This is a genomic window from Hahella sp. HNIBRBA332 (genome assembly GCF_030719035.1).
Classification (GTDB): domain Bacteria; phylum Pseudomonadota; class Gammaproteobacteria; order Pseudomonadales; family Oleiphilaceae; genus Hahella.
On record NZ_CP132203.1, the window covers coordinates 4848688 to 4861668 of the forward strand.

Sequence of the window (12981 nt, forward strand, 5' to 3'; positions counted from 1 at the left end):
TGAGCAACTAGACTTTAGGTAACGCCTGAACTGATGCATTTCACCGGCCTTGAGCCGTCATTTTAATAACAGCTGTTACCGTGAAGGTGTCCCATGAAAGCCTGCTCCACTTCCACTAACGCCGCCGATCCTTATCGGGCGGGGACCATGATGGGCGACGTCCTCGCCGCCATACGCCCTGAAGTCATCTTCTTATTCTCCACCGTTCACTATGAGAACCCGCAAGAGCTTGTCGAAGGGCTGTACGACAGTATTGGCAACGATGACCTGGTGATTATCGGCAGCACCGGAGATGGATTCTTTGAAAGCGAAGGGCCAAGGGACATCGGCGCCTGCGCACTGGGACTCAACTCGGAAGGTCTTGTCAGGTGGCGCGCCTCCCACGCATTGGGCGTCGGCGAGCAGCCTGCGCAAACCGCGCGCACCGCCCTTTCCGCCGCGTTGCAAGCCTGTGGCGATGACAAACCAGCATGCATGTTTATGGTGTCGGATTTTCGCGCCGACGCCTCGCAGATTGAAAAGGTGTTGGAGGTCGAGACGGACATCCCCATTGTCGGAGGCTTCGCCGCCGACGATAACAAGATGGCCAGTTGCACCCTGTACGCCAACCGCCACGCCCTTTCCGATGCGGTCGTAGTCATGACGGCGTCCGGCAAGCTTCATTTCGATATCTCCATCGGCAACACCTTGAATGCTGTCGGCCAGCCCGGAGTAATCGACAGGGCGGAAGGCGCTACGATTTTCTCCATCGACGGCACCGACGCCATGGATTTCATCGAACGGGAAACCGGCAAGCCGGTGTTGCAATCGGACCGCGGCATCACCTCCCTGTCGATTATTGATTCTGATGAGCCGGATATCACACGACTGCGCTCCATCGTGCCGGACTTTTCCGTTTCCGAGCGATTTCTGGGGCTTTATGGCGGCATAGAACAAGGCAAGACGGTACAAGTATGCCTTGCACAACCGGAAACCATTATCAGCGAGGTATACAGTATCGCCGAAAAGGCCCGCAATCGTGGCGTGAAACCCGTTGCAGCGCTTATCGTAAGCTGCGTGGGCCGCAAATGGTTATTGGGCCGGGAGATCGAGCATGAAATCCGCGCCTTAGCTGAACACTTCGGCAGCGCCCTGCCAATCGCAGGATTTCCGTCATTTGGGGAGATAGGTCCGCTCAAGACCGCGAAGGGCTATTCTAGAAACTTGTTCCACAACATGACCTATGTACTTCTGTTAATATCCGAATAACCCGTTCGCGCTTCCGTAGGGCATTGATAATAAATGAAAGCCAGGTTAATCAGTACGCTCGACCCCGCACCGCCAGGCTTCACCTTCCGCCACCCGCAAAAACGCGATCTGGTGGCCGGACCGGTTGTGGTGGTCACGGACAATGCGGAGCAAGTGCTCGCCATTGTCGACCATCGCAGCGACCGCTTACAGGGAGCGATAGTCCGCTTCGGCGACGCCTTTGATTTGCAACCCCTGGGGCCACGCTGCTGGCTGTTGCTGGCGCCTCATCACTGGTTCAACGACCTGGCGCAAATCTTCACCCCCATGTTGCAGGTGCTGGACGACACCATTCCACTGCTGGACGAATCCCAGGAACTGCAGTTGAAACTGGAGCGCGCCAGTCGCGACCTGTCCACGACCCACGACGATTACCAACGGGTCAACGCACGCCTGCAAAACAAAGTGGAAGCAGTCACCAAAGCCCAAAGCGAAATATTGGCGCTGAACACCGCCCTGGAAAAACGCGTGGAAGCGCGCACTGCCGAGCTGGCGGAAACCAACCGCAAGCTGCTTGACGCCAAAGAGGCGGCGGAAAGCGCCAACGAAGCCAAAAGCTTGTTTCTGGCGACCATGAGCCATGAAATCCGCACGCCGATGAACGGTATTCTGGGAATGCTGGAGCTGCTGTCTCATTCGCAGCTCAGCGCGGAACAAACCAAGATGATCAGCACAGTCAGGGATTCCGCCTTCTCCCTGCTGAATATTCTCAACGACATTCTCGACTTCTCCAAAATAGAAGCCGGACGCATGGAGCTGGAAAGCATTACCCTGTCCGTAGAGGAAATCATCGAAGGCGTTGCGGAGACAGTGGCGGCCAGCGCCAATAAGCGCAATCTGCACTTGCATAGCTACGTGGACCCGGATATTCCCGACGCGCTCATCGGCGACGAAGTGCGTCTGCGCCAGATTCTGTTCAACCTGTGCAGCAACGCCACCAAGTTCACCGACACCGCCAACGGACAGCAAGGGTGCGTCACCTTGCGCGCCGATCTTCTGCACAGCGCCGGCCAGCTCTATTCCATGCGCATTAGCGTCAAAGACAACGGCATCGGGATGGATCAAGTTACCCTGGACAAGTTGTTCAGCCCATTCACACAAGGAGAAAGCTCCACCACCCGTCGCTATGGCGGCACCGGATTGGGTCTGTCCATTTGTAAGCGCCTTACGGAGATAATGGGGGGCGCCATAGAGGTCTCCAGCGAACCTGGTCAGGGCACGGAATTTCGACTCAATCTGACGCTGGCCGCCGCACCGGGCGCTCGCGTAGCCCCCCCTCCCACTCTGGATGGCATCGAGACGCTGGTAGTGCTAAGCGACGCACTGACGCGCACGACTGTCACCAACTACTTGCTGAAATTCGGCGCAACCGTACAAAGCTGCCAGGACATAAAAGAGGCGTCCATACACCTCTCCAAAGCCCTGCAGCTGGACCGTACGCCCCCCGTTCTGCTGACTTATGCAGAGCAGGACAGCGATCTCTCTCCCTTGCTGAAGTTACGCGGACAACCCTGGGGACAGGACGTGCGCTTTATCATCCTGACGCCGCGACGATATCGGTCACTGAATCCGCCGCCGGATTCCGTCAAAGTCTATGTCTACCCACTGTGCCGCAACGATCTCGTGATGGCCGCCGCAGCAGCGGCCGGGCGCTGCAGTCCACCGGTCAGACACTTCCAGGACCCTGACAAGATCCCCCGTTTCGACGTGCCGAATCGCCCAGGCCTGCACCCTGTGAGCATACTGGTGGCGGAAGACAACCTCACCAATCAGGAAGTCATCCGCCTGCAGCTGAAACGACTCGGCCTGGACTGCATCATCGTGGAGAATGGTTGCCAGGCGCTGGCGGTATGGCAGCAGCGTCAGGTGGACCTGGTGCTTACGGATTGCCATATGCCGGAAATGGACGGCTTTCAGTTAACGTCGGCGATCCGGGAAAAAGAGGGTACGGGCCTGCGCACTCCGATTATCGCCATTACCGCCAACGCCTTGCGGGGCGAAGCGGAACGCTGCCTGCACGCAGGCATGGATGACTACCTATCCAAGCCCGTGGAAATACGCAAACTGTATGAGACGCTGGCCAAGTGGCTGCCGCATCAGCGTCGCAAACTTAACCCCGCCGACCACCCGGAAATGGTGGAAGGCTCCGTAGATCTCAATGTACTGGGCGACTCGGTGGGACCTGATATCGACGTGCAACATGAAATTCTCACCAAATACAGGGAAGACGCCGCCGCCAATCTACGGGCGCTACAGCTTGCAGCCCAACAGGACAACCCTGAAGCTGTAGCGTTCGAAGCGCACCGTCTCAAATCCTCTTCCCGCGCCATCGGCGCGGAAGCGTTGGGAGAATGGAGTGAAAAAGCGGAAATGGCCGGGCGCGGCGCCAATTGGCGCGATATCCGCTTCGCAATCAGCGGTATTGAGCAAGAGTTCGAAAAAGTAGACTATTATTTACAAAACTGGCTGGCCCATAACGGAGGTTGAGCCGACTGCGACAACAACCGTCACGCAGCCCCGTCACCCTCGACAGTTCCGTCCCCACATTGCGGCCGCTTGGTCGATACGACGGAGCAAGACCCGACGACACGGTTCAAAAGAGTTAAGAATTGATTGTTATGAGCGAAAAGCAGTTTTGTCACCTGAACGCCCTGATTATCGATGACGACGCCTTCATGCGCAGCATTATCACCAAAACGCTGCAACGGCTTAATCTGGGGCGGGTGGAAAGCGTTGCGAGTGGAGAAGAAGCGCTGACCTTACTGGAAGACGCAGATTCTCACTTCGATATTCTATTGGTGGACCTGCTGATGCCTGGCATGGACGGTATCGAACTACTGCGCCACTTGGCTGAACATGAATACCAGGGCGGCGTGCTGCTGTTCAGCGGCGCGGACAGTAAAGTGTTAAAAGCCGCCGTGAACGTAGCGCGGGCGCGTTACCTGAATGTGTTGGGCTCTTTGCAGAAGCCCGTCACCGTCGACGCGCTCACTTATTACCTCACTCATTACCAGTCTTATTTCCGCTCCCGTCATACGGTTTCCGGCGGTTCCCTGCTCAATACCAGCGAGCTGCGCCAAGGCCTGAGTGATGGTCACCTCACACTTTTCTATCAACCTCAGGTGGATATGAAAACCGAAGCCGTCGTCGGGGTGGAGGCCCTGGCCCGTTGGAAGCACCCGCAGCATGGCTTGCTGGGCCCTGGCGCATTTGTGCCGTTAGCAGAAGAAAGCAATCTCGTCGGCGATTTCACCACTGCCGTGATCGCGCAGGCGATAGATCAAATGCAGAAGTGGAAGCAGAAGCAACTCAACCTGCAGGTCGCCATCAACATTTCCTCTTCCTCCATTTCCATCCTGGATCTGCCGCACTTGCTGGAGCACTACTGCCAGCATCATAAAGTAGAGGCGTCGAGAATCACGCTTGAGATTACCGAGACTCAAGTGGGACAGGATATGGTGACCATGCTGGAAGTGCTCACCCGCATAAAACTGAAAGGCTTGGGGCTGTCCATTGACGACTTTGGCACCGGCTATTCCTCATTGGAGCGCTTGCAGCGCATTCCATTCGACGAACTCAAAATCGACGGCAGCTTTGTCCACGGCTCCAATCGCGATCAGGCGGCGCGGGCCATTTTTGACTCCAGCGCCGCCCTGGGCAAACAACTGGGCATGAGCATCGTGGCGGAGGGAGTGGAAAATCAGGATGACTGGGACTACGCCGCCAAACTGGGCTGCGATATCGCTCAGGGATTCTATATCGCCCAGCCAATGGCGCCGGAGGACTTTGAGGATTGGCTGAAACGCCGCGAGGCGGCGAAAGAGTAGCTTAGCCTTCAGGCAGATTGGGAGCGGGAATGTGAATCACACCGCCATAATCCAGAGGAATACTGAAAGTCTTCGACTTATCCCAGCGGCAATATTCAGGATGCAGTTGCAGACACAGGCAGCGTAGTAAACCTGAATGGGCCACCACCAGCGCCACTTTTCCCTTGGCTTCCCGCACCAGGCGCTCAACGAATTGCTCGCTTCTCTGATACAAATCCGGAAAACCTTCCCCTCCTGGAGTGCGCTGCGTCAACCAATTGTCTCCCCAGTCGCGCGCTTCCTTCTGCGGCAAGTCGGTTAGCAACTTGCCGTCCCAATCGCCAAAGCTCATTTCCATCAGAAGGTCGTCAAAGTCCGGCGCGGGGTCCAACCAGTCCGCCAGCGTTTTACAACGGGTCAGCGGACTGCTGTATAACAGGTCCCAGGCCGCCGGCAACTGCGCGCGGATAGTGGCCGCTTCTTCTGCAAACGTATCGGCCAGAGCGACATCGGATTGCCCGTACAGCGTTCCTTTCGGAACCGCAACCCGAGTATGGCGGATCAGATAGAGCTCCATAGCGCCCCCAGCAACAGGAATAGAACAATTTCAGCCAGTTGTTGCACAGCGCCCAGACAGTCTCCGGTGTAGCCGCCCAAGCGGCGGGACAGGTAACCAATACTGATGCGACGCAGGAACCACAAGCCCACGACCGCCAACGCCAGCGCTTTGACGCCCGCCAGCAGCAGCGGCGCGAGCGCTATCACTGCGGCAATGGCGATGTCTCTCGTTGCGATGCCTTTAGCGACCGGCTTGACCTTGCTGAGCTGGTCCGCGCGCACGTAGTCCAGACTCGCGATCAGACTGATCGCCAAGGCGCGACTGCAGGCATGGGATATCCAAAGCAATAACAGGGCGGCGTCTGGAGCAAGCTGCGCCAGAATGACCATTTTCAGAGAAAGACTTAACGCCAGCGCCAGCGCGCCATAGGTCCCCACCCGGCTGTCCTTCATGATTTCCAGGATACGCTCTGGCGTGTGTCCGCCGCCAAACCCATCAGCGGCGTCCGCCAGTCCATCTTCATGAAACGCGCCTGTGATAAGAACTCCTGCCGCTATGGCCAGCACTGCCCCGCCCCAGGGTCCATAAAAGTAGAGACCCAGCAAGTAGGCGCAAGCAGCCGCCAGAGCCACCAGCCAACCGGTCAGGGAGATATAGCGACTGGCCTGATTCAGATCCGCTTCATTGAAGTCATACAGTAAGCGCACCGGGATACGGGTATAGAACTGCAAGGACAGCATCAGCAGGCGCCATTGCCGACGCAGGATCTCCGCCCAGCGCTGCGCCGCGGACTCCTCGGTTTCATTCACGGTTTCGCCGCCGTCCATGATTGTTCGGGATCTTTGGTCAACGCGCTCGTAGTCGCTCACGAATCGAGTCCGCTAACTTTTTTCACTGACGCCAGCATCCGCGAAGCTGGCCATTTCATTGAAGAAGTTCAGAGAAGACTGCAACAAGGGGTACGCCAATGCACAGCCAGTCCCCTCTCCCAGCCGCAAATCCATCTTCAGAATCGGATCTGCTTTTAACGCTTCCAGCATATGTTGATGCCCCTGCTCCATAGAGCGGTGGCAGAAAATAGCATATTCGCCAATGGCCGGGGCCAGCTTATAGGCGGCCAGATAGGCTGCTGTAGCGATAAAGCCGTCTATCAGCACCAGCATGCGGTTTTGCGCCGCACGTAATATGCCGCCGACCATGGCGACAATTTCAAAGCCTGCGAATGTCTGCAGAATATCAATCGGGCTTTTCAGGTCGGGGTATTTCTCAGCCGCCTGCTGCAGTAAGTTAACCTTGCGCTCAAATTGCTCGTCGCTCAGCCCTGTGCCGCGCCCCACGCAGTGGTCTAGTGGAACGTCGAGAAGATAGCTCATCAGCATGGAGGCGGAAGACGTGTTGCCGATACCCATCTCACCAAAGCCCAATACGTTACAGCCTTCTTCCGCGATCGCATCGACTTGAGCCGCCCCCAAGCGCAACGCCTTTTCACAGAGTTCCTCGGACATGGCCGGTTGCTCCAGAAAATTCTCTGTTCCCGGACCGATTTTTCCTTTCACCAATTGCGGGTGGTCTTCAAATTCGTGATTCACGCCTGCGTCGATTACCCGCATGCTGATATTGTGCTGACGCGCAAAGACGTTGATCGCCGCCCCGCCCTGCAGGAAGTTATGCACCATCTGCCAGGTGACGTCCTGTGGATAGGCGCTGACGCCGGATTTCGCCACGCCATGATCGCCGGCGAATACCAGAATGTAGGGATTCTTCAACGTGGGGGTCATCGTGCCCTGTATGCGGGCGACCTGAAACGCCAGTCGTTCCAGTTGCCCCAATGCGCCCAGGGGTTTGGTTTTCTGATCGATTTTCTGGTGCAACGCCGCATCCAGCGTGTTGTCTATCGGGGGAACGCGCAAGCGTCTGATAAATTCCATTTTCATCCTCTTCTCGTCAAATAGTCAGTCATTGTTGTTTTCCAAACCCACGCGTTAAAACGTCAACAGGCCCAACCTGAGGTTCAGACCTTATTTTTAATAGTAATCAGTATACTTAGGCAAGCTCCAAACGACCTTTCAGACAATGAGGCAGTCCTGCGACGGTTAACACCACCCGATCACACAAGGCGGCGAGCGCCTGATGCAGCAGCCCGGCTTCATCGCAATAGCGGCGCGATAGCTCCCCTAATGGCGTGACGCCCATGTTGGTTTCATTGCTGACAAAGATAATGTCGCCATCAAGGTGGGGCAACATATCCAGTAACGCCCGCCGCTGTTGGTCAAAAAGTTCGTTGGAGTTGGAGATCAAGAGGTTGGTAAGCCAAAGCGTCAGACAGTCCACCAGCACTACACTCCCTTCCTGCATGGCGTCACAGATGGCGTCGGCGAGGTAAACAGGCGCCTCAATCAACCCCCAGGCGGCGGGACGTCGAGCGCGATGATGAGCGATCCTCGCGGCCATTTCGCCATCGCCGGCGGTAGCCGTGGCGATATAGACGACAGAGTTTCCCTGGGCGCTCGCCAGCCGTTCGGCCAAAGCGCTCTTTCCCGACTTCACTCCGCCTAGAATCAAGGTCCTCACGCCCTACTCTCCCTGTTGTCGCGCAGTGGCGCAACCTGTAGAAACTCTGCGATTTCGCCCCAGTTTAAGTACTGATCCACGACATCCGCCAGGCGATTTATGTCAGCTTCTCGTAAAGCATCGTAATCCAGATGTTGCACTTCGTTCAGGCCCGCCCAACGCAACAGCGCCGTCAATGCCTGCGGGCTTTCAAACAGTCCATGCAAGTACAGCCCCAGCACGTGATTATCATCGCTGACGACGCCATCCAGGCGCCCGTCGTCAAGGCGCACCGCCGGCGTTTGTGACGCGGCGCCGCGAGTCACCCCGGCATGAATCTCATAGCCGGTAATCCGGGCGTCATCTAACCACAGGCGTCCTTCCACTTGCCGCAATTGTTTTTCCGGCTCCAGAGTAGTGGCGATATCCAGCCATCCCAGGCCGGAACTCTCTCCGGCAACGCCTTCCAGGCCATGAGGGTCGGCAATGCTACGTCCCAACATTTGGTAACCCCCGCAAATACCGATGATCCGACCGCCATAGCGCAGATGCTTGCGAATAGCCTCTTCCCAACCATTTTCGCGCAACCACTGCAGGTCGTTGCGTACGGATTTGGAGCCAGGAAGGATAATGAGATCAGCTGACGGCGGCGACTGGCCCGGCCCGATAAACTCGAAATCCACCTGTGGGTGTAAGCGCAGCGGGTCAAAGTCAGTGTGATTGCTGATTCGGGGCATGGCTGGCGCAATGACTTTGAGCGTCGCGCCGGGCTTAACGATAGCATCTCGCGGCAAGGCGTCTTCCGCTTCCAGATGCAAGCCATTCAGATAGGGCAAGACTCCCAACACGGGCTTGCCGGTATATTCCTCCAGCCACTGCAGGCCCGGCTCAAGCAAGGCAATGTCGCCGCGGAAACGGTTGATGACAAAACCGCGCACGCGCTGCTGCTCGCTTTCACTCAACAAAGCCAAGGTACCGACCAAATGAGCGAACACGCCCCCCCGATCAATATCCGCGATCAAAATGACCGGGCAGTCGACCGTCTCCGCAAACCCCATATTGGCGATATCGCGATCGCGCAGATTAATCTCCGCCGGAGAGCCTGCGCCCTCCACCAGTACCGCATCGTAAGCGGAGGAGAGTCGTTGAAAGGATTCCAGCACCGCCTGCATGGCGGTGCGCTTGTAGTCGTGATAGGCCACGGCGTCCATATTGGCGCGGGCTTTTCCATGAATGATGACCTGCGCGCCAATGTCCGTATTGGGCTTCAACAGCACCGGATTCATGTCCGTGTGCGGTTGCAGACCACAGGCCTGCGCCTGCACCGCCTGCGCCCGCCCAATCTCTCCGCCGTCTACTGTCACGGCGCTGTTCAGCGCCATATTCTGCGGTTTGAACGGCGCGACTCTCACACCGCGCCGCAACAAACTGCGGCACATCGCAGTGACCAGCGTGCTCTTGCCCGCATCGGATGTGGTTCCCTGGATCATGAGCATGTTCTTGATCATCCAGATACACGTCCTTCTATGTCAAAACGACTTGCTGAAACAGGCGCATGTACGACCACGTCAGTCTTTTTCAGCGAAAACTATTTCTGCTGGGTTTTTATTAACGCCGATAGTTTTGATGATGGTTTCAGTCGATGTGTTAGCGATAACCAAGTCAGGATTTGCTCCACCTATGCCAAACCACAGCTCCCCCGTTGGACTGGCGGCGATAGAACGTAAATCCACACTGGCCGTACCAGGGATCGCCGAAGCAACAACTTCTCCCGTACTTGGGTTAAAACGATAAAGAGAAGTTTTTTGGAATTCTTCATAACCGTTGAAGTAGCCCACCGTATTAGAAACGATGGTCATATCCGTGATCAAACCATACGGATGACTGACATCATTGCCATCGTCGATGAGTACATAGTGGTCATAGGTGCTTGGATTTACGACCTCTATGCCCCCCGTGTACTCAGCTGGTCGGGCGGGACTTGAAAAAGTATCGTCATACCGCCCAAGACCCGCGATAAATATCGAACCGCCCTGCTCTATGATGGTATGTGGGTTTTTGATATTCAGAGCCAAGCCTTTTTGGGCTCCACCGGAGATATTTATTTCTTCATTAGTGGCGACATTAATTACCGCAAGATAAGCCGTTCCTGGGGCGAAATCAGCGTCCATGTTCTGCATAACGACATACAACTTGCCATTGTATATCACCCCCGCTGACATCTCTGGAACGCCATCATCATCGTAGCTGCTCAGGTCTATCTCACCTGTTTTAAACAGGTCCTCATCGCTTAAAGCAACAGATGGGTTCACCACCCAAATAGACGAATCGCCATACCTCAAAACGTATGCCTTTGTATCGCTGACAAATATTATGTCATAAGGGTTGCTGAGTGATTCGCCATCGTCATTGGTAGTGAACTGCCAGTCAGACACGCCTGGACTGTCATAGTTGTATTTCGAAATATTATCCTGGTTAAATCGTCCAATACGATAAAAACTGTCTCCATACGCCGCTACAGACATATCTGACTTGTTGGAGCTGGCATACCCCTCTACAACATCGTATGGCGCTTCAGCAGATGCAATTGAGACTTCACTCGATGAATAGTCATTCGCCACACCAGCGATAACCGCAACCCACTCCGAATTAGGCGTTGTTCCGCCATTACCGCTGTCACCGCCGCCACAACCCGCCATCGTCGCAAACGCCAGGGTTAAACCCGCCCATCTCAACGTTGTTGCTATACTCTGTTGCATGCCCGCGTCCTCTTAGTTATTAAACAAGAAACTAAAATAAATGCTGTAAAGTCACAAAATAGTGACGTCCGGGAGAGGGGAAACCGTTAAAGGCTTCAACGACCTCATCGGTCACATTGTTTGCGCTGACTTCAACGGTCGTTTCGCCATCGGACCAGCGACCCACTACATCGACAATGTTTTGATCTTCCACTTCCGTTTCCTGGGCGCTGTCGTAATACGCCCCGGATTCATGGCGATATTCGACAGACGTGGTGATACGACCGATATTCCAGGCGGCGGATAAAAAGTGGGAATAGGTGTAAGCGCCCGCCAGTTGCTTGCCGTGCAGGTCACGGGCGTCTGACAGGTTTTCTGTGTCCTGGGCGGTGCTTCTGGCGATAAACGTCCAGGCGGGAACAGGTCGATACATGGCGTCCACTTCCACTCCGCTAACCCTTGCTTTGCCGACATTCTCAAAGCGGCCGACTCCCCTTGAGTCATAAGAGGGGACGATAGCATCTTTTAAATCCCGATAGAAATAGGCTGCAGATACACTAAAACTATCTACGCCCACTTCAAATCCGATGTCGCCGTTCAATGCTGTTTCCGGTTGCAACTCACTATTACCAATGAAGAATCCTCTATCGCCGAACTTCTCCGCTAACTGAGGGAACCTCACATCTCGGGAAGCATTCGTTTTTAGAGACAGCCAATCTGTCAGACGATAGCGAACGCCAGCCTGCAAAGAGTGATATTGAGCGGAATCGGTGGCTTCCTCGGTGCGCCCGCTCAAAGACGCAGCAGGGGTTTCGTCTTTAAGGAAATACTGGCGTGCGCTAAGACGCACCAGCCAAATGTCTTCCACATCCGCCCACTCATCCTGAACGCCCAATAGATAGGTCATGCGCTCAAACTCCTGCTTCTGGCTGCGCCCAGTCAGATCTTCTTCTTGGTAAGTTTCCCGGCGCGCTTCCAACGTAGCGGAGAGCAGATGCAAGCCGATTGAATAGGAGCCATATAACTCGGCGCCGACCACATCTGTGTCAGCGCGCGTTTTCTGCACGCCCAGGCCGATTCGGCTTTGACTGTCGTCATAACGCTCTTCTTGGGTGGACCAGAAAATACGCCCCGAATAATTTTCCTGCGCATTTCTGGCGAAGCTCAGTTTGCTCTGCAGACGAGTGAAATCAGTATCCAGGCTAGTCCGCGTACTCTCCAGGTTGGCGATATCGGGCAAATGCTGGTCTTTATTAAAGTGCTGCGCCATCAGTTGCAAGTCCGTGCGATCCGAGAGGCTGCGCTCCGCCATCAGCATGCCGTTGAACTGACTGAAGTCTGCGTTGCGACGGCGCTCCACGCGATCATCGTAGGGATTAAATTCAGTCTGGTTATCGTTCAGCATCTCGAAGTCGTTATCACTGCCGAGATAATCAAGGGACGCGAGGTAGTTGGTTTCGCCCACACTATCGGCGAAGGTAAGCGCCCCTTTGCGACTGTTGAATGAGCCATATCCAAGACTCAATTGCCTGAGGGGCTTGCTGAAGCGCAGGGACTTGATATTAATAGCGCCGCCAACGCCAGAGTAGCCCAGCTGAATCGGCGTCGCGCCCTTATAAATTTCAATCTGTTCAATACCGCTCAGCAGTATCTGACTCAAGTCCACCGAGCCGCCAGTCGCGTCGTTCAGCAATACCCCATCAAGATAAACGTTCACCTGCTTACTGGTAGAGCCACGCAGATAAACGGCGGAGTATGATCCCAGTCCACCGCTCTGCCGTACTTGAACGCCGGTTTCATTTTTCAGCACGTCTGCGACGGTCGCGACTTTCGAGTCGAATTGCTCGCGCTTGATCACCTTCACAAAGCCAGTTTGATACTCCGCGTCAATCTCATCCGCAGATGGAGCCTTGGCTTCGACGACAACAGGCTCCAACTCTTCCGCGCGAACGGCGGTCAGTTGTGAGCCAACTAAAAGCAAAAGGGTTACAAGCCTCATAATGTTCCGAAAGAGTAGCGCCAGTGGATGCAATTGTTACGC

General features: G+C 55.5%; 10 protein-coding genes. 3 read left to right on the forward strand and 7 right to left on the reverse strand.

What is annotated here, in order from left to right:
• Positions 1–93 precede the first annotated feature (93 nt).
• The 3 genes from O5O45_RS21380 (at position 94) to O5O45_RS21390 (ending at position 5114) form a co-directional block, all read left to right on the forward strand.
• On the forward strand, positions 94–1248 hold the full coding sequence (locus tag O5O45_RS21380) for an FIST signal transduction protein (protein ID WP_305901362.1): 1155 nt from the start codon (positions 94–96) through the stop codon (positions 1246–1248).
• A gap of 33 nt (positions 1249–1281) precedes the next feature.
• Entirely contained in the window at positions 1282–3774 is a 2493-nt protein-coding gene (locus O5O45_RS21385) for a hybrid sensor histidine kinase/response regulator (RefSeq protein WP_305901363.1), read from the forward strand.
• 131 nt (positions 3775–3905) lie between these two features.
• A complete protein-coding gene (locus O5O45_RS21390; protein ID WP_305901364.1) occupies positions 3906–5114 on the forward strand; it encodes an EAL domain-containing response regulator in 1209 nt (402 codons plus the stop codon).
• Position 5115: 1 nt separating this feature from the next.
• Here O5O45_RS21390 and cobC read toward each other — a convergent pair whose 3' ends face one another.
• The 7 genes from cobC to O5O45_RS21425 form a co-directional block, all read right to left on the reverse strand.
• Positions 5116–5670, reverse strand: a complete 555-nt coding sequence (gene cobC, locus O5O45_RS21395) for an alpha-ribazole phosphatase (RefSeq protein ID WP_305901365.1) — start codon at positions 5668–5670, stop codon at positions 5116–5118.
• Positions 5655–6521 (reverse strand): adenosylcobinamide-GDP ribazoletransferase, encoded by an 867-nt coding sequence (locus O5O45_RS21400; RefSeq protein WP_305901366.1) that lies wholly within the window; start codon positions 6519–6521, stop codon positions 5655–5657. The genes cobC and O5O45_RS21400 overlap by 16 nt, the downstream gene beginning before the upstream one ends.
• Positions 6522–6533: 12 nt before the next feature.
• Positions 6534–7580 carry a nicotinate-nucleotide--dimethylbenzimidazole phosphoribosyltransferase gene (cobT, locus tag O5O45_RS21405; RefSeq protein WP_305901367.1) on the reverse strand — a complete coding sequence of 349 codons (1047 nt, stop codon included), beginning with the start codon at positions 7578–7580 and terminating at the stop codon, positions 6534–6536.
• A gap of 115 nt (positions 7581–7695) precedes the next feature.
• Positions 7696–8223: a bifunctional adenosylcobinamide kinase/adenosylcobinamide-phosphate guanylyltransferase gene (gene cobU, locus O5O45_RS21410; protein ID WP_305901368.1), complete on the reverse strand. Its 528-nt coding sequence runs from the start codon at positions 8221–8223 to the stop codon at positions 7696–7698.
• Complete coding sequence (locus tag O5O45_RS21415) at positions 8220–9710, reverse strand: cobyric acid synthase (RefSeq protein WP_305901369.1); 1491 nt, start codon at positions 9708–9710, stop codon at positions 8220–8222. The genes cobU and O5O45_RS21415 overlap by 4 nt, the downstream gene beginning before the upstream one ends.
• A gap of 60 nt (positions 9711–9770) precedes the next feature.
• Positions 9771–10961, reverse strand: coding sequence for an NHL repeat-containing protein (locus O5O45_RS21420; protein ID WP_305901370.1), 1191 nt, complete (start codon positions 10959–10961; stop codon positions 9771–9773).
• A 31-nt stretch (positions 10962–10992) separates the two neighbouring features.
• The gene (locus O5O45_RS21425) at positions 10993–12939 is read right to left on the reverse strand and encodes a TonB-dependent receptor plug domain-containing protein (RefSeq protein WP_305901371.1); all 1947 of its coding nucleotides are present in this window, start codon (positions 12937–12939) and stop codon (positions 10993–10995) included.
• Between the last annotated feature and the right edge of the window lie 42 nt (positions 12940–12981).